Below are 26,334 nucleotides of genomic sequence, written 5' to 3'. Positions count from 1 at the left end.
GAGCTGTGGAGTACCTACAACATTGAAAGCAAAGGGGTAAATATACAAGTTGTTTTAGCGAGTTATTCATATGAAGCGGGCCATGATCGTGATGACAGGAGCATTACACGAACTTGCTGGTAATGCTAACGAGACGCTACTGGCTAAATTAGCACCTATTAGAGATGAGGTTATGAGTAATATTACTGAAGGTGATATTACTGTACCTCAAGCAACACAAAGGCAGAAGCAATACGATGGCTTAAGTGAGTTATCATGTTAGCCGAATAACCCATCACTTAGACACATTTCACTGCGCCAATAAAATTTAGAGGGGAATATTGTTCAACTCTCTCACGGCTCATTGATTTAGATCATTAAAAAACACAGTAGAAATTTATATGAATACTATACTTTATTTTACACTTTACCTGCTCGAGTAGTTTTTCTTAGCCACTCTTTAGCAACAATTATAAATATAAAGTATGAATAAAAAAATAATTAATAAAGTTATCGAGAATAACCAAGTAACAAATTTAACTGATTATCAAGAATGCTATCAGGGTTTTAATTGGCCGAATGAAACACAACAGCCCAATATTGCTTATCAAGCTGTCGATAGCCATTTAAACACCCCTAATGAAGATAAAGTCGCCTTGCGTTGGCTTGGTAAGAAAAACCAAAGTATTGATTTTACTTATCTCGATTTAGCCAAGCAAACCAGTCGTTTTGCTAGTGTGTTACATACCCTTGGATTTGAACAGGGGAATCGTGTTTTCAGCTTAGCAGGCCGTTTACCTTTGTTATACATTGCTGCTTTAGGTACGTTAAAAGCGGGCTCAGTATTTACTCCTTTATTTTCCGCTTTTGGCCCTGAACCTATTCGTTCCCGCATGGAAATAGGTGAGGCAAATGTACTTATAACTACTATGAGTTTGTATCGAAAAAAAGTAGCGAAATGGTGGCGAGAATTACCTCATTTAAAAGCTGTTTTACTCATTGATGGTTCAGGCGAACTTGATGACGGATGTTATGCTCTAACAGAATTAATGGCGCTCGCCGATGCAAGTTTTGCTTGTGTGCAAACATCGCCAGAGGATATGGCTTTACTGCATTTCACCAGTGGTACCACGGGTAAACCCAAAGGCGTTGTTCATGTTCACCAAGCCGTACTGGCACATAAGTCCTCTGCTTATTATGCGCTTGATTTACATGCGACAGATATTTACTGGTGTACAGCTGATCCTGGTTGGGTCACAGGTACTACTTACGGCATTATTGCACCCTTATGCCTTGGCGCAACCATGATCGTTGATGAAGCAGAATTTGAAGTAGAGCGTTGGTATCACATACTTGAGCAGCAAAAAGTAAGTGTGTGGTATAGCGCGCCAACCGCTATTCGACTGTTAATGAAAGCAGGAGAAGGCATACGAGCACAGTATGATTTATCAAACCTGCGCTTTATCGCCAGTGTTGGTGAACCACTTAACCCAGAAGCAGTAATATGGAGCGAACAAGTTCTCGGCTTGCCTTTTCATGATAATTGGTGGCAAACCGAAACGGGGGCAATAATGATCGCTAATTATGCCAGTATGCCAATTAAACCCGGCTCTATGGGCTTGCCTTTACCTGGCATTGAAGCAGGCATTGTGAAACGTGCTAAGCAAGAAAACTCTTTACAAGATAAGCAACAAGATAAGCAACAAGATAAGCAAGGTAAATTAGAGCTGATAACTCGCGCAAATGAGATCGGTGAATTAGCGCTAAAGGAGGGCTGGCCATCGATGTTTCGTGGTTATCTACACCAAAATGAAAAATACCAGCGTTGTTTTAAGCAAGGTTGGTATCTCAGTGGTGATTTAGCCTATAAAGATGAACAAGGTTATTATTGGTTTGTTGGCCGTGCAGACGACTTAATAAAATCATCGGGTCACTTAATTGGTCCTTTTGAAGTAGAAAGCGCCTTGATGGAACATGAAGATGTGATTGAGGTAGGCGTTATAGGCATACCGGATGATATTGCTGGAGAGCTTGTTAAAGCTTACGTTACGTTAAAATCAGACGTGGAGCCGAGTGAACAATTACAAAAAGAACTTAAAGGCTTTGCCCGTAAAAAATTAGGTGCGGCTGTTGCTCCCAAAGAAATAGTCTTTCGACAAAACTTACCTAAAACCCGTAGCGGAAAAATAATGCGGCGCTTACTTAAAGCACGAGAACTCGGTTTACCTGAAGGCGATATATCAACCTTAGAGAGTGATGAACAATGAAGCATAAATTACATCTTGATAGAGTGCACTTACTTGCTCAACTTAAGCAAATGTTACGTATTCGCCGCTTTGAAGAAAAATGTGCAGAGCTTTATGGGCAAGAAAAAATTCGTGGTTTCTTACATTTATATATTGGTGAAGAAGCGATTGCGGTTGGCGTTATGTCAGCGCTGAGTGCTAAAGATAACATCGTTGCTACTTATAGAGAGCATGGTCATGCTCTGGCGCGTGGCTTATCAATGAAAAGTATTTTGGCAGAAATGTATGGTCGTACTAATGGTTGTAGCCGAGGGCGTGGTGGCTCTATGCACCTTTTCGATAAAAATCATAATTTTTATGGTGGTAATGCCATTGTTGGAGGAGGATTACCCTTAGCTGCTGGCTTGGCAATGGCAAATAAAAATCAAGACAAACAAGCACTCACAGTGTGTTTTTTTGGTGAGGGAGCGGTTGCTGAAGGGGAGTTTCATGAGGCGATGAACCTGGCAGTGTTATGGAAGTTGCCTGTATTATTTGTTTGTGAAAATAATCGTTATGCTATGGGGACAGCACTTGCTCTGTCAGAATCTGAAACCAATATTGCTAAAAAAGCCAGTAGTTATGGCATGGCGGCAGAGCAGGTTGATGGTATGAATGTTGTCGATGTTGAAGCGGCAAGTATCAAAGCTGTTGAGCAAATAAGACAAACCAATAAGCCGTATTTTTTAGAGTGCCAAAGTTATCGCTTTCGAGGACATTCAAGTTTTGATGGTCAATTATATCGAGACAAAGCTGAAGTAAAATTATGGCAAGAAAAAGGCCCCGTTATTCGCTTAATTACTTGGCTAAAAGAAAATAATCATTTAGAAGATGAAGAACTTAGCAATATTGAAGCTGAGATCAAGGCTGAAATACAAGCGGCCATCGATTTTGCTGAGCAAGGGCAGTGGGAGCCAATATCGGATCTAGCAAAAGATGTATATAGCCCGCCAGCGTCATCTACTAATACAAGTCACGCAACTAATAAAAGCCAAGGAGAGCAATTATGAGCGAGCAAGTATTAACTTATCGCGAAGCATTGCGGGCAGGTATTGAACAGGCACTTCTTGATGATGAACGAGTATTTTTGATGGGAGAAGACGTTGGACGTTATGGTGGCTGTTACGGTGTGAGTAAAGGGTTGTTTGAACGCTATGGCGCAAAGCGGATTATTGATACGCCTTTGTGTGAATCGGGATTTGTTGGCGTAGGTGTTGGCGCAGCGCTTGGTGGTATGCGCCCCATTATTGAGGTGATGACGGTTAATTTTAGTTTATTGGCGATGGATCAAATTGTGAATAGCGCAGCAACACTACGCCATATGTCAGGAGGGCAGCTAAATGTGCCCTTGGTTATTCGTATGGCTTGTGGCGCAGGTTTACAACTTGCAGCGCAACATTCCCATAGCTGGGAAAATTTTTATGCTCATATTCCTGGTTTAAAAGTATTAAGCCCAGCAACTCATAATGATGCAAGACACATGCTGATTCAGGCATTAGCTGACCCCGATCCTGTGATTATTTTTGAGCATGTCATGTTGTTAAATACTAGTGGCGAGGTCTTAGAGCAGAGTGAAGCGAGCATGGAAAAAGCCTTAATTCGCCAGCAAGGAACCGATGTCAGTTTGATCACTTATGGTGGCAGCTTAGGTAAGGCGTTGGCAGCAGCTAAGCAGCTTAAAGATTTAAATATTAGTGCAGAAGTCGTTGATTTACGGTGTTTGCGTCCGTTAGATACTAAAACAATAATTGCCAGTGTTACCAAAACCCATAGAGCCATTATTATTGATGAAGCTTGGCTTACGGGAAGTTTAGCTGGGGAGATTAGCGCAATTATAATGGAGCAAGCTTTTTGGCACTTAGATGCACCTGTTAAGCGACTTTGTACGGCTGAAGTTCCCATTCCTTACCCTAGTCATCTTGAGCAAGCTGCACTGCCACAAGTAGAGCAAATTGTAACTGCAGCACAAGCTATTATGGCGGCACGCTAATGGCTGAAACACCTATTGATAAAGGACTAACAAGCACATTAGCGCTCGAAGATATTACTATGCCTTCACTGGGCGCTGATATGACCGAAGGTACTTTGACACAGTGGCTAGTTAAAGAGGGAGATCACGTTAATAGTGGTGACATTATTGCCGTATTAGAAACACAAAAAGGTGCGATAGACATGGAAGTGTATTCAGCTGGCACTATCGCAGAAATTTTAGTAGCGCCTGTGGCTAAAGTACAAGTTGGCACTGTATTGGCACGCCTTGCTTTAACTGAACCATCAAAAGCTGAACCATCAAAAGCTGAACCATCAAAAGCTGAACCATCAAAAGCTGAACCATCAAAAGCTGAACCATCAAAAAAAATAGCTACACCAGCGGAAACTATTGTGGCAACAGCAAATGAGACAACAGTTCAAAATGAAGATAATTATCTCGTTAATGAGCAAATTAAGGTCATTGGTATTAACGCTTCCCCTATTGTCCGTCGGTTGGCTCAAGAGCAGCAATTAGACTTATCGGGCATTCAAGGTAGTGGTCCTCAAGGCGCTATTTTGTTAGCTGATTTAAGTGCTTTGTCAAAACCAAAAACAAAAAGCAGTAATCATGATAGTGCTGATAATCACGAACAAAATATGCGCAGTGCTATCGCAGCAGCAATGGCTAAATCCAAACAAGAAATTCCCCATTTTTATTTAAGTTTAGAGATTGATATTAGCGCCGTACAATACTGGTTACAGCAACAAAATAAAGCAGCGCCACCAGAACAATATGTGCTATTGCTGGCGTTATTGTTAAAAGCCATGGCGATATCTTTGGTTAAGTATCCAAAGCTCAACGGTTTTTATCAAGGTAATGCTTTCGAGCAAGCAAGCACCATTAATATTGGTAATGTCATTAGTTTACGTCAAGGTGGTTTGGTGGTTCCTGCGATACATGATGTTGATAACTTGTCTGTGAGTGAGCTTATGCAAGGCTTGCGAGATATTACCGCACGTAGTCGAAATGGACATTTACGCAGCTCAGAGTTAACTGATGCAACTATCACTGTAACTAACATGGGCGAGCGCGGTGCCGACAGTGTTTTAGGCATTATTTACCCACCTCAGGTTGCTATTTTGGGGTTTGGCAAAGTTAGGAAAGTGCTGCAATTAGTTAATGATGAAGTTAAGGAAAGGGCGATGTTAACTGCTTCTTTAAGTGCCGATCATCGAGTGATTGATGGCATGTTAGCGGCTAAGTTTCTGAACCATTTATCCAAACAATTACAAAAACCGGAACGTCTATGAACACTAAACATATTCAACAAAACATTCAGCAAATTATACTAGAAGCTATTCAAGAAGTTGCACCGGAAATTGAACAAGACGACATTGATATGGATGAAGATATTCGTGAAGAATGTGATTTAGATTCCATGGATTTTCTTAATTACCTTATTGCCTTAAAAAAATCTACGGGTGTCAGTATTGCTGAGGGTGATTATACCCAAGTGAATAGCTTTAACAAAATGCTGAATTACCTATCTGAAAAGCTAAGGTAAAAGCATCTTTAAGTGGAACGGGTATAACTAAAAATAAGGAACAGTATCATGGTTGATAGCACCGATATTTCTGATCATAAGAATAGCCCATACATTTATTGGTTTGATGAATTAACCATTGCTGATGTTGCTAAAGTAGGGGGTAAAAATGCTAGCCTAGGCGAAATGATCACGGCTATGGCGCATGATGATATTGCTGTGCCGACAGGCTTCGCTACTAGTGCTCAACTATTTCGTGATTTTTTGAAGCAAAATAATCTTGATGAACCTATTAAGCAGCACTTACAAGAATACTTTACGGATGCTCAAAGCTTAGCGGTAACAGGAAGTGCGATTAGAAAGTTGATCAGCCAAGGTGAGTTTACAGCGGCGCAGCAAGCAGAAATTGTTAAAGCTTATCAACAGCTTTCAAAGCACCTGTCTAAAGAAAAGGCGCAAGAGAATATCAGCGTTGCGGTAAGAAGCTCTGCGACAGCAGAAGATTTACCTGAGGCGAGTTTTGCTGGTCAGCAAGAAAGTTATTTAAATATCACGGGTGAAATTGATCTACTTGAAGCCTGTCGTCAATGTTTTGCCTCACTTTATACTGATAGAGCTATTGTTTATCGGCAAGAGCAAGGTTTTAGTCATCAGCAAGTGGCACTTTCTGTTGGCATACAACAAATGCTTAATTCCCAGTGTGCTGGGGTGATGTTTAGTCTTGATACTGAAACAGGTTTTCCTGATGTGGTTGTGATTAATGGTGCTTGGGGTTTGGGTGAAACGATTGTTAAGGGCACAGTAACACCCGATAGCTTTATGGTATATAAGCCCTTACTTGGTCAAAGCTCTGCTTCTCAAGCCTCACTTTCTCAAGAAAAGTTTATCCCTATCATTGAAAAGCAGCGTGGTAGCAAGCTAGTCAAAATGTTGTTTTCCTCATCATCACCAGATCCAACCACTACCTGTGATACTAGCGAAAAGGAAAGGGTAGCATTAGTACTGAGTGACGATGAAATATTAACACTTGCTCGCTGGGCAGTAAAAATAGAGCAACATTATGGCTGCGCTATGGATATGGAGTGGGCGAAAGACACTAATACTCAGCAACTTTATATCGTTCAGGCTAGGCCTGAAACGGTGGAATCACAAAAAGTGGGCTCAGTACTAGTAAATTATAAACTAAAAGAAAAGTCCACTGTATTGGTGCAAGGGGCAAGTGTTGGTAGCGCTATTGCTAGTGGTGAAGTATTTAAAATAGATAGCCCAGAAGATATTGAACAGTTTCCAGATGGGGCCGTTTTAGTGACGCAAAGAACTGATCCTGATTGGGTGCCAATCATGCGTAAAGCAGCGGGTATAATCACTGACAGTGGCGGACCAACTAGCCATGCGGCTATTGTTAGTCGAGAGTTAAAAGTAGCCGCTATAGTGGGTTGTGAAAATGCCACACAACTATTGCACAATGATCAAGCTGTGACGTTAAGCTGCGCGGAAGGATCGATAGGAAAGGTTTATCAAGGTAAGTTAGCTTTTGAAGAAAGCGCGGTTAATTTAGCGGATATACCAAAAACTAAAACAGATATTATGATCAATGCTGCAATGCCTGATGGTATTTTTAGGTGGTGGTCATTGCCTGTAGCCGGCATTGGTTTAACGCGTATTGAATTTATTATTTCCAGCCAAATTTGTTTACACCCTATGGCCTTGATAGAGCCTGAAAAAGTGACTGACGAAAAAGTCAGAGCCAAAATTGCTCAATTAACCCAAGGTTATCAAAATCCCCCTGATTACTTTGTTGATAAGCTCGCCTTAGGTGTCGGTAAAATTGCGGCCTCACAATACCCGAAACCTGTGATAGTGCGTATGTCAGATTTTAAATCAAATGAATACCGCGGGTTATTGGCCGGGGAGTTTTTTGAAATTGAAGAAGAAAATCCCATGCTAGGGCTTCGTGGCGCTTCACGTTATTATCACCCGCTTTATCGAGCTGCTTTTAAGCTTGAATGCCAAGCGATTATTAAGGCGCGCCAAGAGATGGGCTTTGATAATATTATTGTTATGATCCCTTTTTGCCGTACGCCAAGTGAGGCTGACAAAGTGCTGGCTGTAATGGCAGAAGCTGGGCTAACCCGTGGTGTTAATGGTTTGCAGGTTTATGTTATGTGTGAAATTCCCTCGAACATTATTTTAGCCGATAAATTTGCTCAGCGTTTTGATGGATTTTCCATTGGCAGTAATGATTTAACCCAATTAGTACTGGGCATAGATCGAGACTCAGTCGAATTAAAGCCGTTATTTGATGCGAGAGATGAGGCGGTGAAAAGCATGATAGCGCAAGTGATCAAAGTGGCTCATCAGCACCATTGTAAAGTGGGGATCTGTGGACAAGCACCGTCAGACCATCCTGAATTTGCAGAGTTTTTGGTAAAATCTGGTATTGACTCTATTTCCTTAAATCCAGACTCTGTCGCAAAAGCTAGTGTGCATATTGCCAAAGCTGAACAAGAGTTACAGTAATTAAGCGGGGTTATTTACTGTAACTCTTGCCAACTAAAAGTAGGACCATTTTTACAAACATAGCGTTCATTTAAATAACAATGACCGCATAGCCCAATAGCGCAGTGCATGCGCCTTTCAATGGCGAGAAAAATATCATCACTGGCAATGCCATTATCAACTAATTTTTTTGCCGCGCTGTTCATCATTATTTCAGGACCACACAATAGTGCTGTTGTAGCTGGTTTGATAAAAGTAGCAAGTGCGATGTCTACTATATCAAGTGGTGTACCTTGGCTTTCATTTTCGACTAACGTGTATTGATCATTGATTTCATCTAAGCTGTTATAAATCTTAATATGCTGTTGCCAGCGTTCACGTTCAGTCGTTAATAGTTGTGCCTGCTTGTTTTGGGCTCCATAAATTAAGACTAATTGTTGGCTAGCTGTCAAGTTATCAATGAGACTATCAATTAAGTTAACAAGTGGTGCTAAACCACAGCCACCGGCAATAATGATAATATTTTTCTTATTAATTTTTTCTAGTGGCCAACCTCGACCAAAAGGTCCGCGTGCGCCCAAAATGTCACCTTTGGGCAGAGTAAATAAGGTAGTGGTCAGTTTTCCCATTTGACGAATTAAGGCGCGAAATTCTCCTTGCTCGTTGGGAGGCTCAGTAAAAGTAAAGGCGGCTTCGCCAATACTAGGCACATTAAGCATGAAAAACTGTCCAGGTTGTGCATCTTGCCAATGGTGCTTAGCGGTGTTGTTATTAGTGTTTTTTTCACTGGGTTTGTTTATGTTTACTAATCGAAATTGATAATGACGAGCCTGTTCACCATCATCAATATAATCTACTAATTCAATAGCATCAGGAATATGACTAAGCATTATTATTAATCCTTTTCATTACACTATGTACGCCAATAACACCTGGGCAAGTTTGCTCACAACGACCACAACCAACACAGCCATGACGATTAAATTCAGCAAAAAATTCGTTGCCAAATTTATGTTGCCAAAATCGCTGCACTCTTTTACCTGCTTCGGCGGATGGATTGTGAAAACTAGCTTCTCGTTGAAATCCTTCATAAAGACAAGAATCCCAAAAACGTTGCTGTGTTATCACCTTCTTGTCTTCTGATTCATCGGTAATACTACGAGTGCCGTAACATGAACAAGTAGGGCATAAGGTGGTGCAACCAGAGCAACCAAGGCACTGTACCGCCAGTTGTTGCCAAAATGAATCACTCACTTCACCATTATTCAGTTTATCTATAGCTTGAGTTATATCGCTGTCATCGGTAAATTCTTGCTCACATTGGTGTAAAGTGAGATCTCGTTGAGTTAAAAAATGCCAGTGACATGTTTTAAGTGATAATCCTTTAATTGCTTCAGTGCCTTTATCGTTAGTACTGATCAATAACCATTGATGATTTTCTAGCGGGTGCAAAATAATATCTGCAGTGTGTTCTCTAACTCCGGGGCCTGCATCTACCGTGGGACAAAAACCTTGCTGACAAGGCTTAATACAATCTAACCCTACCAACAAGCATTGTTGACGCCTAGCTTGATAATAAGGGTCGTCTTTAAAAAACTGATCTTGGTAACTAATAGCGGTGAGGTCGCAGCTTAATATGCCAAATAATACGAAAGGTGCAGGTGTGGGTAAGGTTTCTTGAAAATACTCACCATTAAAGATCAGTAAATTTTCATGCTCAGCAAAGAAAAAATCTTTCGCAGAGCTTTGGGGTAGCTCAGCAATAAGCGGTTCATTTCTTTCTTTAGTTTGCTGTTGCCAAGAGCATTGTTTATCGTCATTTTTGACCACTTGATAAAGTTGATATTGAGCCAGTAAATGTTGCTGTAGTAAGCTCAAATCATCAAGATGATAAATTTCCATATTATTTACCCTCCTGTAATTGTTGTATCGTTTTAGGTACTTGGTCTTTGGCTAAAGCAGCTACAACAACGGCGCAAGCTTTAAGCTCTGGCATTTTAGTGACAGGATCTTGTGCGGTATTAGTGAGTTGGTTAGAGGGTGCTTCTTTAAAATGATAAGGCATAGACACTAAGCCTACAGGTACATCATCACTAAACATGGCGCGGGTTTCAACATAGCCGCGACGAGATTTAATACTGACAGGTGCTTGGTGATTAATATTCAACGCTTTCGCATCAATAGGGTTAATAAATAGCACGCCCGGTGGTGTTTCCCGTTCTAATAGGGGAGAGTTACGTGTCATTGAGCCACAACCATAGTGAAAATGTAGGCGGTTAGTGGTTAATAATAGTGGATAGTTGTCATCGGTTGATTCATCAATATCAACTTGATTAACGCAAATAAATCGTGCTCTACCAATAGGAAAACTTTGCTGATGCAAAATGGTTGTGCCATTAGGTGTTTCGTTGGTGCATGGCCATTGTAAGCCTGAGTTATCAGTAATTTTTTGGTAAGTCATCGCCTGATAAGGGGGAGTTAGTGCAGCCATTTCATTAAATACATCCTCGCTGCTTTGCCAGTTTAACAACTTACTACCCATTTCTTTCGCTAATGCCTGTAACCACTGCCAATCACCTTTAGCTTCACCCAGTGGTGCTATGGCTTGATTTACTTTTTGTACTCGTCGCTCGCAATTGGTAAAGGTACCGTCTTTTTCGGCAAAAGAGGCTGCGGGCAAAATAATATCAGCTAATTTGGCGGTTTCTGTCATTGTTAGTTCGGCTACCACAAATAAGTCTAGATTCTTTAAAGACGATTGCACATGGTTTTGATCGGGGTCGGTTACCACAGGATCTTCACCAAAAAGTAGTAAGGCGCGAAAATCGCCTGATTGAGCTGCTTTAGTCATGCCAAGTGAGGTTAAGCCAGCCTGTTGTGTTACTTTAGTCCCCCAAGCCTTGCTAAACTTTTCTTGGTTTTCTAATTCTGCTACCGCTTGATAACCAGGATAAACATTGGGTAAGCACCCCATATCACATGCTCCTTGCACATTGTTTTGTCCCCGCAGCGGGTTAACGCCTGTACCTGCTTTACCTATATGGCCGCAGGTCAATGCTAAATTAGCCAACGAGATAACATTGTTAGTGCCGCTAACATATTGGGTAATGCCCATACCATAGAAAATCATTGCACGTTTTGCATGGCTATAAGCCCTAGCCGTGGTTCGAATTAATTCAGCACTGACTCCAGTGGTGCTCTCTACGGACTCTGGTGTTATATCTTTGACATGTTTTGCTAGTTGCTCAAAGCCTTGAGTGCGTGATTCAACAAAGCGTTGATCAAACCATTGTTCTTTAATAATGACATGTAATAATGCATTGATTAAGGCAATATTACTGCCGAGTTTAAGTTGTAAATGCATAGGGGTTAGCTTGGCAAGGCGGGTTACTCTGGGGTCAACCACAATCAGTTCAGTGCCTTGAGCATGTGCTTGCATAATATGACCACCTAAAATACTGTGGTTTTCGGTGGGATCGGCACCAAAAACTAGCATTAAGTCTGTCTCAAGAATATCCTTGGCGCTATTGGTCATAGCACCAGAGCCTAAAGATTGTTTTAGACCGGCGACCGTAGGACTGTGGCAAATACGAGCACAATGATCAATATTATTGGTTTTTAATACCGCACGGGCAAACTTTTGAGCGGCATAGTTATCTTCATTACTGGCTCTAGCGCTGCTGATAACACCGACTGCTTGGCTACCTGACTCATCAATAATTGCGGTTAGCTCATCGGCTATAGTGGTTAATGCTTCTTGCCAGCTAATAGGATAAAAGCTTTTGTTGATGCGCTTTAATGGCTGGGTTAAGCGCTGATCTGAGTTGATGGCGTAAGCGGTACTCCAACCTTTATCACAGAGTTTCCCCTGACTTATGGGATGGTTTTGTTGTGGTTCAACACTCAGTAACTGTCCTTGTTCATCTACTTTTAAGCAAATACCACAACCAACCCCACAAAATGGGCAGATTGTTTTAACGAGATCCGCGCACATAACAACACCTTTCTATAATCCATTTGCGTTAAAGTATAGCAGTATAAATTGGTTGTTTTTTATGCTACTCATTACTTTTATGATCTAAATCAGACTATGCTTAATTTTGTAGGTTAGTTACCTTTAATGAGACTAAAGTAATACTACTTAGGTGCTTTTTTTAAGGAAATAACTATGTCTGAAATATTTGGCTCTGATGCTTTCTCTCCCAAAGAAATAGCCCAACGGGTAAATAATGTTGGTGTTGCTAAAGTGCGTTTGCCGTTTCTATCTTTGTTGATGTTAGGTGTACTTGCAGGTGCATTTATCGGTTTGGGTGCTCTTTATTTTGTGTTGATTAAATCAGATGCCTCTATTGGTTTTGCTACTGGTCAAGTGGTTGGCGGATTGGCATTTTCTTTAGGGTTAATTTTAGTGATTGTTGCAGGAGCAGAATTATTTACCGGTAATAATTTGTTAGCAATGGCGTGGGCAGAGGGAAAAATATCTAGCTTAGAATTATTAAGAAACTGGATTATAGTTTGCTTGGCTAACTTCATTGGTGCGGCGGGGTTGGCGGTATTGGTGTTTCTTTCAGGTCATACTGAAATGAATAATGGCGCAATTGCTGAGCAATATATAAAGATAGCTATGGTAAAAACCGCTATGCCATTTTGGAGTGCTTTTTTTAAAGGGGTACTATGTAATGTGTTAGTTTGCATGGCTGTATGGATGGCTTTTGCAGGACGAACCGTCATTGATAAGGCGGTTGCGATTGTTTTTCCTATTTCTGCTTTTGTTGCTGCAGGTTTTGAGCACTGTATTGCTAATATGTATATTATCCCTCTAGCTATGCTGGAAAAGGCTTTTAACACGACAAACCTAGCGGCAGAAACCGTTACTTGGGCTGGTTTTTTTAGTAATTTACTGCCAGTTATTTTAGGTAATTTGGTTGGTGGCAGCTTGCTGGTAGGTATTGTGTACCACATTATTTATCGAAGAAATATAGTGCAACAAGATGCAAAGTAAGTTTCCTAGAAGGTACGTGAAGTAGCATAAATAATGTTACTTGCCTATGTACTCCTGAGTAAAGTACATAGGCACGTTGTTTTTTTACTTATAATGCGGCTATTTGCTGTTTTTGCTCTAACATTTTCGCTAGGGCTGATTCAGCTTCGCTAAGTTTAGCTTTTTCTTTATCAATAACGGCCGCAGGTGCTTTACTAACAAAGTTCTCATTATTTAACTTACCACGTGTTCTAGCTGCATCTTTTTCAAGTTTATCAATTCCTCTGTCTAAACGAGCCAATTCTGCATCTTTATCTATAAGTCCTGCCATAGGAATTAATACCGATAAGTCACCGACAACAGCGGAAGCGCAAGCAGGCCCTTGTTCATCATCATTTAGCACAGAAATACTTTCTAATTTCGCTAAAGAGCTTAAAAACTGCTCATTTTCATCTAGGCGACGTTGGTCAAGTTCATTAACGTTTTTAAGTAATACTGGTAATGATTTGCTTGGTGATATGTCCATCTCACCACGAATATTACGAATGGCAACGATAAACTGTTTAACCCACTCTAAATCATCAATGGCTTGTTGATCACATTTATTGGCATCAAACTGTGGAAATGCTTGAACCATGATTGAGTCGTCAGTTTTACCGCTTTTGATCTGATAATCACTTAATGGCTGTACACGTTGCCAAATAGTTTCAGTGATAAAAGGCATAATAGGATGCATTAAGCGTAATAAACCTTCTAATACATTCACTAGTGTATGGCGTGTGCCACGTTGCTGGGCTTCATTTCCCTGTTCTTGATCTCTAGGAAATAACACGGGCTTTGTCAGCTCTAAGTACCAATCACAGAATTGATTCCAAGTGAACTCATACAAAGCTTGTGAGGCAAGATCAAAACGGAAAGTATCAAATGCTTCATGTACGGTTTTCACTGTTTGTTCAAATTGACCTATAATCCAACGATCGGCTAGTGATAATTCCATTTCACCGCTCTTTCCTTGAAGTGAAGAGTTGCCACAATCAAACTCTTCAGTATTCATTAATACATAACGACTAGCATTCCATAACTTATTGGTGAAGTTACGGTAACCTTCAAGACGTTTCATGTCCCAACTAATGTCACGACCTGTGGTGGCAACGGATGTTAAGGTAAACCGTAGCGCGTCGGTACCATGGGCTTCAATGCCATTTGGAAATTCTTTTTTGGTTAGCTTATCAATTTTCTTAGCAAGTTTTGGCTGCATCATGTTGCCAGTACGTTTAGCTAATAAATCTTCTAAAGAAATACCATCAATCATGTCTAAAGGATCAATAACATTGCCTTTAGATTTACTCATTTTATCGCCATTTTCATCACGAATAAGACCAGTCATGTAAATCTTTTTGAAAGGTATTTGCGCTTTACCTTCTTCATCTTTGTTAAAGTGCATGGTCATCATGATCATACGGGCAACCCAGAAGAAGATAATATCAAAACCAGTGACTAAAACATCAGTAGGATGAAAGGTTTTTAAGTCTTCAGTTTCTTCTGGCCAACCTAAAGTTGAGAAAGTCCAAAGGGCTGAAGAGAACCAAGTATCTAGTACATCGTTATCTTGTTTTAGTGTGACATCAGCGGCAATATCGTTGTTCGCTCTTACTTCATCTTCGGTGCGACCAACGTAAACTTTGCCATTTTCGTCATACCATGCAGGAATACGGTGTCCCCACCATAATTGACGTGAAATACACCAGTCTTGAATATCGTTCATCCAAGAGAAATATAAATTTTCGTATTGCTTAGGCACAAATTCAATTTGGCCATCTTTAACTGCTTCAACGGCAGGGCCTGCAAGTTTTTCAACACGTACATACCATTGATCAGTCAATAAAGGTTCAATGATAACGCCAGATCTATCACCATACGGGGCAACTAAATCATGATCTTTAACTTCAACTAATAAACCCAGTTCATCAAATTTAGCAACGATCGCTTTACGGGCAACAAATCTGTCCAACCCAGCGAATTCGCTTGGTAATTCAGAACTATAAGCATCACAAAGTTCGCCTTTGGTATCGTAAACTTCAGCACTGGCTAAAATTGCCGCGTCTTTATCTAAAATATTTATTTGTGGTAGCGCGTGACGCTTGCCAACTTCGTTATCGTTGAAATCATGGGCAGGCGTTATTTTTACACAACCAGTGCCTTTTTCCATGTCGGCATGATCATCACCAACAATAGGGATTAAACGATTAACCAGTGGTAACAATACTTGCTTGCCAATTAAATCTTTATAACGTGGATCTTCTGGATTAACCGCAATGCCCGTATCACCTAACATGGTTTCAGGTCGAGTAGTCGCTACAACCAAATAATCAAGACCTTCGGCAGTTTTTTCGCCATCAGCTAATGGATAACGTAAGTGCCACATATGGCCTTTTTTATCTTTGTTTTCAACTTCTAAATCAGAAATAGCGGTATGGAATTTAGGATCCCAGTTAACTAAGCGTTTACCACGATAAATTAAGTCATCTTCAAATAAGCGAACAAAAACTTCTTGGACGGCTTCTGACATGCCCTCGTCCATGGTGAAGCGCTCACGGCTCCAATCAATAGAGTTGCCTAAACGACGCATTTGTTTGCTGATAGTACCGCCAGACTCTTCTTTCCATTGCCAAACTTTATCAATAAAACCTTCGCGTCCGTAATCATGACGGGTTTTATCTTCTTCAGCAGCAATTTTACGCTCAACCACCATTTGTGTGGCAATACCAGCATGGTCACAACCCGTTTGCCATAAGGTATTTTTACCCTGCATGCGTTGGTAGCGAATTAACGTATCCATGATGGTTTGTTGAAAAGCATGTCCCATGTGCAAAGAGCCGGTGACATTTGGTGGTGGAATTGCAATGCTGTAACTATCTCCTTCGCCTGTTGGGCTAAAGTAACCTTGCTCTTCCCAGCTAGTATATAAAGATTGTTCAATGTCGGTTGGGTTGAATGTTTTTTCCATCATGTTCTCGAAATAAAAGTTGTAAATTGTAGGTCGGCTTTTAGCATAAAAATGCGCTGACAAAACTTAATGTCGCACTACTTTATATCGCACTAAAAAGTACGTCCTACATTATTGTGTTTCTGCTACTGCTGCTTGGTTATCAACTTGAAAACCTCGTTGGCGACAAGCTTTGAATCGTTCTCGGGCAAGTTGTTTCAATGTTTCGTCACTTGGGACAAAATCAACAATAAATTGAAATTGATTGGCAAAATCGGGCACAGTACTAGATAAGTTAATCAAAACAGGGCGACGGCTACGTGAAGCTTGGTGGCTAATTTCAACCGCTGCGCCTTGTTTAGGGCCTTCACCAGATAAGTTATGGGGTACAAAACTATCACTGTCAAATGCCCATAACATTTCATCTATTTGTTCTGCGCTTTTTTGATCTTGAGTATAAATAAATACCCGTTGATTTTGGCGATAAAAGTAGCTTGCTTGTAAACAGGCATGATAAAACGCTGAGCTTGTATCTTTAGCATCAGCGCTTTGTTTATCATCAGATAATATGTAAAACATTACTTGAGTTTGCATGCATATGCTCTTATCATTTTCTCGAAACTCGAAACTCGAAACTCGAAACTCGAAACTCGAAACTCGAAACTCGAAACTCGAAACTCGAGTTACTCGCCTTGCTCTTGCCCTGCTTTGTTAAGCAAAAATTGCGTTAACATGCTAACTGGACGACCCGTTGAGCCTTTATCTTTACCACCACTGCGCCATGCAGTACCAGCAATATCTAAATGTGCCCAATTATATTTTTTAGTGAAGCGTGCTAAGAAACATGCCGCAGTAATAGTGCCAGCACCTTTACCGCCAACATTACTCATATCCGCAAATGGGCTTTCAATTTGTTCTTGATAATCATCCCATAACGGTAAGCGCCATGCTCTGTCACCACTTTGCTCTGAAGCATTAAGTAACTCATGAGCAAGCGGGTTATGCGAGCTTAATAAACCTGTGGCATGTTTGCCTAATGCAACCACACAAGCGCCAGTTAATGTGGCAACGTCAATAACAGACTCAGGGTCGAAACGTTCAACATAGGTTAACGCGTCACAAAGTACCAAACGACCTTCGGCATCAGTGTTTAACACTTCTACAGTTTGTCCTGACATTGTGGTTAAAATGTCACCAGGGCGATAAGCATTGCTGCTTGGCATGTTTTCACAGCCAGCTAAAATACCAATAACTTTGATAGGTAAGTTTAATTCAGCCAACGCATGCATAGCACCTAAAACGCCAGCAGCTCCGCCCATGTCGTATTTCATTTCATCCATGCCAGCGCCGGGTTTTAATGAAATACCACCACTGTCGAAAGTAAGGCCTTTACCAACCAATACAAGCGGTTTAGAGTCATCATCAATGCCATTGTAAGACATGATACTCATTAATGATTCGTTAACAGAGCCACGGCCAACCGCTAAATAAGCGCCCATGCCTAATGCTTCCATTTCTTGCTCACCCACTATGGTGGTTGTGACATTTTCATATTCACTATCAAGAATTTTTGCTTGTTCAGCTAAGTATGCAGGGTTACAAATGTTTGGTGGCATATTCGCGACATTCTTACAGGTAGTAATACCTTCTGAAATGGCTAATGCGTGATTAATTGCACGTTCACCAATAGGTAACTCACGGCGTGTTGGTACATTGAATACAATTTTACGCAACGGTCTACGTGGCTCTTCTTTATGAGTTTTTAAACTATTAAAGCTATACAAACCATCTTGAGTTGCTTCTACTGCTTGGCGAACTTTCCAATAGGTATCACGGCCTTTAACATGTAATTCTGATAAAAAGCATACCGCTTCCATTGAGCCAGTTTCATTAAGAGTATTAATGGTTTTATTGATAATTTGGCGATATTGGCGTTCGTCTAGCTCACGCTCTTTACCACAGCCAACTAATAAAACACGCTCACTAAGAATATTAGGTACATGATGTAATAATAACATCTGTCCTGATTTACCTTCTAAATCACCTTTACGCAAAAGATTACTGATATAGCCTTCACTAATTTCATCAAGCTGTTCTGCTGTTGCACTAAGGCGGCGTGGTTCAAACACACCAACAACAATACAGGCACTGCGTTGTTTTTCTGGGCTACCGCTTTTTATACTGAACTCCATGAGCTCTCCTTTTGCATAATAATTTGGTTTTTTTTTGGCTATTGTTTTACTATAACGTGCTAAAATCAGTAAAAAATAGCACTCTTGTCTATTCAATTGATATCGCTAAGGGCTATAATTATAGCTGTTTTACTCGATATAGCTTATTTACTGACTATATAGTTTACTTACTAAAACGGCAAGTTTACTGAATATTTGCTGTAATGTCAGAAAAAACCATGTTTTATGGAAAGTTTTTATAGGATCTTTTTGTGATCATCTTTCGTTATTTATTAAAAGAAGTAGCTAAAACACAACTTGCAGTATTTTTTGTGTTAATGACTATTTTTATCAGTCAGAAGTTTGTTCGAGTACTTGGCGATGCTTCTGAAGGAAGTATTCCAGGTCAAATGGTGATGATTTTCATCGCGCTAAAAATTCCCGATTTAGCGGGTATGATGTTGCCATTAAGTTTGTTTTTAGGGGTGTTATTAGCTTACGGGCGAATATATGCCGACAATGAAATGACCGTATTGCATGCCTGTGGTGTGAGTGAGTGGTATGTTGTACGAGTGACGTTAGTTTTAGCGTTTATTACCGCTATTTTTACCGGTATTTTTACTTTGTATTTAGCGCCGATGGCATCGGAATATCAATATCAGGTAAAAGATCAATTAGCTGCTGATTCAGGGCTAAGTTCATTAGTTGCAGGACGCTTTCAAAAAACAGGTAATAAAAAAGCGGTAATTTTTATTCATGATAAAAACCGTGATGACAATAGCTTTGATAAAGTGTTTGTTGCTCAATTGCCGGATGAAAATCATAGTGAAGAAAGTATCATTAACTCCAGTTTAGTTTATGCGAAACAAGGGCAAGTGATTGAAGAAGAGTCAGGCTCTCAACGTTTAGTTTTATCTGATGGTACTCGTTATCACAGTGATGCTATCAATGGTGAATTTCAATCGGTTGCTTTTGATCGGTATTATATTCAAATTCAAGATCAAGAAGTAGAGCAAAAGCATCGCAAACTCAGCGCGTTACCTACCCAAGCCTTATTTTCGCCAACTGAAGATAAATTAGTGGCCGAATATGGCGCTACTATTCAGTGGCGTATTGCCTTTCCTTTGGCTTGTATTATCTTGATTTTTATTGCTGTGCCGTTAAGTGTAGTAAATCCTAGGCAAGGTAAGTTTGCTAAAATGCTACCAGCGCTAATGTTATTTTTAGGCTACTTTTTATTATTAACAGCAATGCGTTCAGGCATAGAAAGACAAGCTTTACCTGTGATTTTAGGGCTTTGGCCTATACATATCAGTGCTTTAATTTTAGGTATGATTTTACTGATGAAAGAACGACGTAGCGGCAAAAAACTCAAAGCGAAACTACCACGTTTTAAACGAAGCAATGTCGATAGGCGCGTTGATAAACAGGGTGAAAAAAGCCAAAGTAAAGGACAATCATAATGCGAATTTTAGATGGATATATTGGTCGTATTATCGCTTCAACTACTTTTTTAACGCTAGCGGTTTTTGTGAGTGTTAGTGGCATTATTAAATTTGTTGAACAAATGCGCGCGGTTGGACGAGGTAATTATGATTTATCTCACGCCGCTCTTTATGTGCTTTATGCTGTGCCAAGAGATATTGAAGTGTTTTTCCCTATGTCTGCTCTCATTGGTGGGCTCATTGGCATTGGCATGCTAGCAAGTAATAGTGAATTAGTCGTGATGCAAGCGGCAGGTTTATCGCGGTTAGATATTATTAAGTCAGTGATGAAAACCGCCACATTGTTAATTTTTATTAGTATGGCGGTAGGCGAATGGCTTGCGCCAATAGGTGAGGCGACGGCAAGAGAAATTCGTGCTCAGGCTATATCAGGCGGTAGCTTAATATCGTCTAAAAATGGCGTATGGGCAAAAGACGGTGATTATTTTGTTAATATTGGCGAAGTTTTAGAGCAAGGTCAGTTGAAAAAAATTCAAATTTATCGTTTTGATGAGCAACTAAAATTAGAAAGTTGGCTTAGTGCTGATAGTGCTATATATCAAGAGAATGTTTGGTTATTGACTACAGTGATTAATACTCAGTTAAGCAAAGAAAAAATTACCACTACCAATATTGAACAACAAATATGGGAATCATCATTAACGCCTGAAAAATTAGGCGTTGTAACGGTTACTCCTGAATCATTGTCGGTGAGGGGCTTAATTGACTATTTAGATTATCTTGAAGCCAATGAGCAAGATCCTAGTCGTTATCAACTCGCTTTTTGGCGAAAACTAATGCAACCCATTACTGTTGCCGTTATGTTGTTGGTAGCGCTGTCCTTTATTTTTGGCCCATTACGTTCAGTATCAATGGGTGCGAGAATTATGATGGGCGTAGTGACAGGAATATTATTCTTTGTTTGTAACGAAGTGCTAGGCTCGTTAAGTTTAGTGTATCAATTCCCTCCACTTATCGGAGCCATTTCACCTAGTATATTGTTCGTTAGTGTCGCGTGGTATTTTATCAGTAAGAAGGCGACATAACGGCAAAAGTTGTTAGCACGAAAAGTGACTAGTAGCGAAGTGCCATACAATGAGCTATTTTTCTTCGAAACTCGAAACTCGAAACGATTAACTCGTAACTATTAATTCGAAACGTCTACAGTCTACCTTTATTTGCGGCTAAAGATAAAACAACAACTTCAGTGTTAGTTAACCTGTCTTGTAAGCTGAGTTTGTTTTTTCGATCAAAAATAACAGTTAAATTACCCAAACCAAGCAAAGTAGGGATTAAACGTTTCAAGCCTGTCGTTATAGTGATGCGTGTACCATCTTGATTTTGTAGACGTAATCGCCAAGCCTTCATTCCTAACGTTTGGCCGCTTTTTTCCCAGAAATAAACAAAGAAAAAACTCACCCAAGCAAGCTTCCAAAATTCATTTGGCCACTTTAACCAATAGGTATTTGAAATAGTATCTGAAAAATGTTCATAGCCTTGCATGCCATACAAACCTATATAATAACCTAGATATATCAACAAAAATGATACTGCCCCTGCCACCATATAAACAGCAAAAGCAATGAGAACATCATATACCCATGAGCCAAATCGACGGCGAAAGCCTGCTCGGGGAAAATGTTCTAGTTGGCTATCGCTCATAAAGTTCTCTTAATATTGTAAAACACAGTAAAATTTTTTTGCTAGTCTAACAAAAGTAAGGGCATAAGTATCTATTCACCATACCTAGTATTCCCGTCATTCCAGTTGTGTCTTAAGCTGGAGTCTCAGTGTTTTAAATTCTAGACTCCAGATTTAAAGACCTCGGGAGTGACGATAGGTGAATAGTTACGCGCATAACAAAGTAAATAATTTTGTTTTTAGTAATTTTCAGTCAAATCATAAATGACTAAAAGCATGTGTGCCAGATATTGGTATGTTTTGGTTAATTGTTTTAGAGGTAGCTTTTATTTTGTCTTGTCGTCAATACTAAATAACTAAACAAGCTATTAAGTGAGTTGAAATGGATAACTAACCACTTGTATAAATAAGCAACATATAAGCAAGCATACGATAAAAACACTTGTCAACTAAGGGATTTCTCGTATAATGCCCCCACTTCGTTTTCGCTAGAACTCATGTCGAAAGACAGTGAGTATGCAAATCACTGTAAGTTTTGCATAAAGTGAGAGAAAAGAAATTTAAGTTAAAAGTTGACGTGATAACCACGTAGTAACTGTTAACAGAAAAAGCTTAAGCCGCAGTGGTGGAATTGGTAGACACGCCGGATTCAAAATCCGGTTTCGAAAGAAGTGACGGTTCAAGTCCGTCTTGCGGTACCATATAAAGAAAGCCCTGATTCGAAAGAGTCGGGGCTTTTTTATGTCCAAAAGATAATGTTAAAAAGGTTTTATATGGCAGCTACAGCGTACGCACTTCACATATTGGTTAAGCACAAAGCAATTGCAGAAGACATTATTAAGCAGTTAGGTAAAGGCGCTAAGTTTCAAACGTTAGCTAAAAAACATTCGTCATGTCCGTCTGGTAAAAAGGGCGGTGATTTAGGCGAGTTTAAACGAGGTCAAATGGTACCTCAGTTTGATAAAATAGCATTTAACGGAGCAATATTAGAGCCACACCTAGTTAAAACTAAATTTGGTTGGCATGTCATTAAAGTGCTTTACCGGACTTAATTTACAACTAGTGGTTTTTAATGCACGTTCTTTTTTAAACTCCTGTCGAAAGATATGGGGTTCAAGTCCGACCGCGGGTATTACAATTTATGAAGCCTTGCTCTTAACGGAGTGGGGCTTTTTTTGTACCTGAAATTTGTGGTGTAGCCAACTACTTGATACCTTATAGCTTAGCATTAACTTTATTTGTTCAAGGAAGTGGCTTGAAAAAAAGGCTCATAGGAATATTTACCTTGCTGGCGTTCGTTGGTAGCTTCTTACTTGCCAGCTATTTCAGCGACCACGGTATTAGTTTGCATGCACAACTTAATAAAACCATCCATTGGGTAGAGTCGCTATTTGCTGATGTCCCTGAATTAAAAAAGCCTCCAGCTAATACAAGACAAGCTGTTGCCAAGGCCAAACCTAAAAAACAATACCAACATGTAGAAGTGGGTAATGCTAGAGCCTGCAAAGATACATCATTGGGCGAGGTTAAATATAAAAAGGTCGGTGAGGTTTATACTTGGGTTGATGAAAGGGGAATAGCAAATTTTAGTAGTACACAACCTAAGAATGGTGAATTCAGGGTACTAAACTATGCAGGTGAAAAGGTATTTGATTATTTCTCCTTAGACCTAAACGCTGAAAGCCTTCCCTATGATTTTAACCAAAAGCTAACTCTGAAGCTTAACAAACTGTTTGAGATATATGGTCAACTACTTGATAGGTCATCGCTAAAGAAGGTAGATATCAACCTTCGTATTTACGCATCTAAAATAACTTTCAACCAAATCAAAGCCAAAAACAATATGCCTGTTAGCGACAATACGCCGGGCTTTTATAGTCATGCAACTAATCAAGCACACCTATTACTCACTAATCATGCTGCAACCATGCGAATAGCAACCCACGAAGCAACTCATGCTATTAACCGAGGTATTATTGGCTATAGCCCTAAATGGTTAAATGAAGGGTTGGCAGAATACAGTGAATATATCGAAGTGGATGGTCAGAACGGTAGGGTATATCCCAACAAAAATTGGACTAACAACAACCATATGTCTAAACAGCTATTACCTTTGAACAAATTGCTGACTGCCACCAATGGTGATTGGAATTCAGAACTAAGAAGTAGGCTGTATGCGACTAGTTGGGCATTTATTTATTTCATGATGGATAATCAACAAAGGAAAGGCATGCTGGCGAAGGTTATTAAGTATGAGCAACAAAACCTATGTGATGTTACTGGCATAAAACAAGTTGAGAATATTATAGGTCTGCCAATCAAGGGGCTACAAAGACAATTTAACCATTGGACTAACCTAAGGTTAAGGGCGCAAACTATTTAGTAGTACAATACTAACCAAACAAGTATATCTACCTTAAATATTTGGCTAGCGTACAAGTGAGGGGCATAGTTATGAATGAATTCGTTGGTAAGTGGCGTATCACCCATATGGATTTGTGGGCACAGGATATGGTGGATTTAATTGAGCCGGGGCATTTTGATGTAGTGCGGTGGGATTGTTTCTTTTTGCTTGGATGAGAGATTACTTTATCTAATAAGGAGTCAAGTTCACCTGCAAGGACTGCTTCTATCACTGTGGTTATCGTTGCAACGATTTCTTATTTCTAAAATATTGTAAAACTCCTGTAGCTATCCTGTAAAACCGTACGCGATATGATATTTATTTAAAACTTTGCTGTTATGGTAGGACTTACTATGGTGCCATCTAAATTTACGAATACTGAATAAAGTCTCGCTGAATGATTAATTCATTACTTCAATTGGTATCAATCATATTTCAGGCATAAAAAAACCAGTATCTTGATACTGGTTTTTTCAATAATAAGCGCAAAGTGGGCTTATTGTTTAGTCATCAATTATTTAGCAAGCGTAGATGCTTCAGCTATAGAATCTTTAACTAGTGTAGATACTTCTTCAGACGTTTTAGCTACAACATCATAAGCTTCTTTAGCTGAGGCAGAAACTTTAGCTTGAAGCGCTTCAGTGAAAACTTTTTGTGCTTCAATTGCTGTGGCTAAATCTGTTTGCTCTGATAACGCTTTAGATTGCGCTACGCTATCGTTCATGATGGTAGTAATTAATGCTGCTTGTTGATTGATTAATGTCTCAACCGTTTTAGTATTAATTTCTACAAGGCTGTTAAATGGCTTCATCGCTGTAGAGAACTGGTCTGCATTGTTTAATGAATTCATTGCAGTAGTGAATTGTTCTGTTAATTGTGTAAACATAATTAATATTCCTATTTAGTTTTGTCTTATACTGCGGTGCAGCAACTTGATTTGAAGCTAGTATAATTGGTTAAAAGATAGGCGTCAACAACTTTATTGCTGCCCTGCAACATAAAGCCACCTTTTTTAAATAGCATTGTTGATTATATGCTAACAAGACAATACTCACAGAGAGCAGTCGACACTTAGATTTAACAAGGTAAACAACTGATAGTTGTAAAAAGGTGTGAGATTTACATTTAGCTAAATATTTAACTTTTTCTTGTGGTACTGTTTTAAAAACAACATTTTTATCATTAAAAAAGATAAGCTATTTAGAACTCAACAAGACTACATAATACAAAGCGGTAGGTTTAACTAATTGATTAAAGGCGTTAAATTTTATATGTAAAACTAATAAGCTGTTAGGATCTGGTCTCATACTTAGAAAAATATAATCGCTCACCTTGAGGAAATATTATGGAATACTTTTTAGAAAGAAGCGTGTTCAAAACTCACCCTATTAAACGAGCAGCATATTCTGACAGAACATCATGGCTGCTTGCTGAATTCTCACGATTAGTATATGAAGAGCTGCCTCAGGAAAAGAATGTAGGAACACTGATATCAGATATCAAAAATCTTGTTGATACTGGTAAGGTTGATACTGAGTTTGATGGTTTAGTAAAAGACTTAATTGAGCGTTCAGGGCGTAATAAAAGCAATGTTGAAGCCATCCTAGAAACAAATAAGATTCGACTTGTGGATTCTTTTGTTAAAGGTGAAACTGAAGCTTTATTGGCAGAAATATGTAATGGTGAAGAATCATTTCTGGTTTTATCTTTTCGCGGAACTTCCTCAGCTAAAGATGCTTTTACTGATGCAAAATTAATGTTACAACCCGCAATCGGTGGTGGCTTGGCCCATAAAGGGTTTCATGATGGCATTCATTTAATTCTTGATGATGTGCGTAATAGTCTATCTGAACAGGGTAATACAAAACCATTATACATTACTGGACATTCTCTTGGTGGAGCTTGGGCCATGTTAGCAACAAAGTATCTGCAGGAGTTTAATATAGGGGCTACGTATACTTTTGGATGTCCTCGTGCAGCTGATGATGAATTTTATGAAAATGTACGAAGCCCTGTTTATCGCGTGGTTCATCGTGCGGATATAGTGACGCGACTGCCGTTTGGGTATGGCATGAGATTTTCATTAAACTTACTTAGATTAATACCAATTAATGGAAGCAAGCGACTCAGTGAATGGCTTCGTAAAAAACTTGCAGGTTATACTCATTATGGAAACCTTGTTTATATACAAGGTGAACTAAAAACAACAGCAAAGCCTTGTTCCGTTACGGTAAAACACAGTCCTAATATTTTTATTGTACTAGAAGACTTTTGGAAGCAAATTGTGAGTACATTTGGTAATGTTGCAAAGGATCATTTTATAATTAACTATTGTGAGAAACTTGCCCAAATTGCAAAAGATAGAATCCTTTAATAACGAAGTTTCATT

General features: G+C 39.5%; 21 protein-coding genes and 1 tRNA gene. 14 read left to right on the top strand and 8 right to left on the bottom strand.

The annotated features are described in order from the left end of the window. The first annotated feature begins 70 nt into the window (after positions 1-70). The 7 genes from DWA31_RS11275 to ppsA all read left to right on the top strand — a co-directional run bounded on the left by DWA31_RS11275 (position 71) and on the right by ppsA (position 8,299). On the top strand, positions 71-262 hold the full coding sequence (locus tag DWA31_RS11275; RefSeq protein ID WP_136037989.1) for a hypothetical protein: 192 nt from the start codon (positions 71-73) through the stop codon (positions 260-262). A 202-nt stretch (positions 263-464) separates the two neighbouring features. Continuing rightward, positions 465-2,246, top strand: coding sequence for an acetate--CoA ligase (acsA, locus tag DWA31_RS11270; protein ID WP_114326682.1), 1,782 nt, complete (start codon positions 465-467; stop codon positions 2,244-2,246). Further along, the gene (gene pdhA, locus DWA31_RS11265; RefSeq protein ID WP_114326681.1) at positions 2,243-3,274 is read left to right on the top strand and encodes a pyruvate dehydrogenase (acetyl-transferring) E1 component subunit alpha; all 1,032 of its coding nucleotides are present in this window, start codon (positions 2,243-2,245) and stop codon (positions 3,272-3,274) included. The genes acsA and pdhA overlap by 4 nt, the downstream gene beginning before the upstream one ends. After that, positions 3,271-4,254, top strand: a complete 984-nt coding sequence (locus DWA31_RS11260; protein WP_114326680.1) for an alpha-ketoacid dehydrogenase subunit beta — start codon at positions 3,271-3,273, stop codon at positions 4,252-4,254. Before pdhA ends, DWA31_RS11260 begins: the two co-directional genes overlap by 4 nt. Beyond that, positions 4,254-5,546: a dihydrolipoamide acetyltransferase family protein gene (locus tag DWA31_RS11255; protein ID WP_245942593.1), complete on the top strand. Its 1,293-nt coding sequence runs from the start codon at positions 4,254-4,256 to the stop codon at positions 5,544-5,546. The genes DWA31_RS11260 and DWA31_RS11255 overlap by 1 nt, the downstream gene beginning before the upstream one ends. Beyond that, complete coding sequence (locus DWA31_RS11250; protein WP_114326679.1) at positions 5,543-5,800, top strand: acyl carrier protein; 258 nt, start codon at positions 5,543-5,545, stop codon at positions 5,798-5,800. Before DWA31_RS11255 ends, DWA31_RS11250 begins: the two co-directional genes overlap by 4 nt. A 48-nt stretch (positions 5,801-5,848) precedes the next feature. Continuing rightward, on the top strand, positions 5,849-8,299 hold the full coding sequence (gene ppsA / locus DWA31_RS11245) for a phosphoenolpyruvate synthase (protein ID WP_114326678.1): 2,451 nt from the start codon (positions 5,849-5,851) through the stop codon (positions 8,297-8,299). Positions 8,300-8,313: 14 nt separating this feature from the next. On the opposite strand, the gene DWA31_RS11240 is transcribed toward ppsA, so the two are convergent. Genes DWA31_RS11240 through fdhF form a run of 3 tightly spaced genes read right to left on the bottom strand, consistent with a single transcriptional unit; the run spans position 8,314 to position 12,272 of the window. Next, positions 8,314-9,168 carry an iron-sulfur cluster-binding protein gene (locus DWA31_RS11240; protein ID WP_114326677.1) on the bottom strand — a complete coding sequence of 285 codons (855 nt, stop codon included), beginning with the start codon at positions 9,166-9,168 and terminating at the stop codon, positions 8,314-8,316. Next, positions 9,161-10,180 carry a 4Fe-4S dicluster domain-containing protein gene (locus DWA31_RS11235; RefSeq protein WP_114326676.1) on the bottom strand — a complete coding sequence of 340 codons (1,020 nt, stop codon included), beginning with the start codon at positions 10,178-10,180 and terminating at the stop codon, positions 9,161-9,163. The genes DWA31_RS11240 and DWA31_RS11235 overlap by 8 nt, the downstream gene beginning before the upstream one ends. Before the next feature lies 1 nt (position 10,181). Continuing rightward, positions 10,182-12,272, bottom strand: coding sequence for a formate dehydrogenase subunit alpha (fdhF, locus tag DWA31_RS11230; protein WP_114326675.1), 2,091 nt, complete (start codon positions 12,270-12,272; stop codon positions 10,182-10,184). Between the two features lie 174 nt (positions 12,273-12,446). Between fdhF and DWA31_RS11225 the strand changes: the two genes are divergently transcribed. Beyond that, positions 12,447-13,280 carry a formate/nitrite transporter family protein gene (locus tag DWA31_RS11225; protein WP_114326674.1) on the top strand — a complete coding sequence of 278 codons (834 nt, stop codon included), beginning with the start codon at positions 12,447-12,449 and terminating at the stop codon, positions 13,278-13,280. 88 nt (positions 13,281-13,368) lie between these two features. Here the strand turns inward: DWA31_RS11225 and DWA31_RS11220 are convergent, their stop codons facing one another. From DWA31_RS11220 to pepA, 3 genes are all read right to left on the bottom strand, one after another. Further along, the gene (locus DWA31_RS11220) at positions 13,369-16,266 is read right to left on the bottom strand and encodes a valine--tRNA ligase (protein ID WP_114326673.1); all 2,898 of its coding nucleotides are present in this window, start codon (positions 16,264-16,266) and stop codon (positions 13,369-13,371) included. Between the two features lie 111 nt (positions 16,267-16,377). Continuing rightward, positions 16,378-16,839, bottom strand: a complete 462-nt coding sequence (locus DWA31_RS11215) for a DNA polymerase III subunit chi (RefSeq protein WP_114326672.1) — start codon at positions 16,837-16,839, stop codon at positions 16,378-16,380. Between the two features lie 89 nt (positions 16,840-16,928). Further along, entirely contained in the window at positions 16,929-18,437 is a 1,509-nt protein-coding gene (gene pepA, locus DWA31_RS11210) for a leucyl aminopeptidase (protein WP_114326671.1), read from the bottom strand. A gap of 251 nt (positions 18,438-18,688) precedes the next feature. On the opposite strand from pepA, the gene lptF reads away from it, so the two are divergent. Together lptF and lptG are read left to right on the top strand one after the other, a co-directional pair. Then, positions 18,689-19,879 (top strand): LPS export ABC transporter permease LptF, encoded by a 1,191-nt coding sequence (lptF, locus tag DWA31_RS11205; RefSeq protein WP_114326670.1) that lies wholly within the window; start codon positions 18,689-18,691, stop codon positions 19,877-19,879. Continuing rightward, the gene (gene lptG, locus DWA31_RS11200) at positions 19,879-20,946 is read left to right on the top strand and encodes an LPS export ABC transporter permease LptG (RefSeq protein ID WP_114326669.1); all 1,068 of its coding nucleotides are present in this window, start codon (positions 19,879-19,881) and stop codon (positions 20,944-20,946) included. The genes lptF and lptG overlap by 1 nt, the downstream gene beginning before the upstream one ends. Before the next feature lie 115 nt (positions 20,947-21,061). Here the strand turns inward: lptG and DWA31_RS11195 are convergent, their stop codons facing one another. After that, complete coding sequence (locus tag DWA31_RS11195; RefSeq protein WP_114326668.1) at positions 21,062-21,562, bottom strand: RDD family protein; 501 nt, start codon at positions 21,560-21,562, stop codon at positions 21,062-21,064. A 595-nt stretch (positions 21,563-22,157) separates the two neighbouring features. Here DWA31_RS11195 and DWA31_RS11190 point away from each other — a divergent pair. The 3 genes from DWA31_RS11190 to DWA31_RS11180 all read left to right on the top strand — a co-directional run bounded on the left by DWA31_RS11190 (position 22,158) and on the right by DWA31_RS11180 (position 23,924). Continuing rightward, positions 22,158-22,242 (top strand) — tRNA-Leu (locus DWA31_RS11190). Between the two features lie 72 nt (positions 22,243-22,314). Continuing rightward, on the top strand, positions 22,315-22,593 hold the full coding sequence (locus DWA31_RS11185) for a peptidylprolyl isomerase (RefSeq protein WP_114326667.1): 279 nt from the start codon (positions 22,315-22,317) through the stop codon (positions 22,591-22,593). 203 nt (positions 22,594-22,796) lie between these two features. Then, the gene (locus tag DWA31_RS11180; protein ID WP_114326666.1) at positions 22,797-23,924 is read left to right on the top strand and encodes a hypothetical protein; all 1,128 of its coding nucleotides are present in this window, start codon (positions 22,797-22,799) and stop codon (positions 23,922-23,924) included. Between the two features lie 535 nt (positions 23,925-24,459). Here the strand turns inward: DWA31_RS11180 and phaP are convergent. Beyond that, positions 24,460-24,831 carry a TIGR01841 family phasin gene (gene phaP, locus DWA31_RS11175; protein ID WP_114326665.1) on the bottom strand — a complete coding sequence of 124 codons (372 nt, stop codon included), beginning with the start codon at positions 24,829-24,831 and terminating at the stop codon, positions 24,460-24,462. Positions 24,832-25,290: 459 nt separating this feature from the next. Between phaP and DWA31_RS11170 the strand changes: the two genes are divergently transcribed. After that, complete coding sequence (locus DWA31_RS11170) at positions 25,291-26,319, top strand: lipase family protein (RefSeq protein ID WP_114326664.1); 1,029 nt, start codon at positions 25,291-25,293, stop codon at positions 26,317-26,319. The last annotated feature ends 15 nt before the right edge of the window (positions 26,320-26,334 follow it).

The sequence above is a fragment of the Candidatus Colwellia aromaticivorans genome (assembly GCF_003333305.1).
GTDB classification, from domain to species: domain Bacteria; phylum Pseudomonadota; class Gammaproteobacteria; order Enterobacterales; family Alteromonadaceae; genus Colwellia; species Colwellia aromaticivorans.
This window is presented reverse-complemented; position numbering and strand designations above follow the sequence as displayed.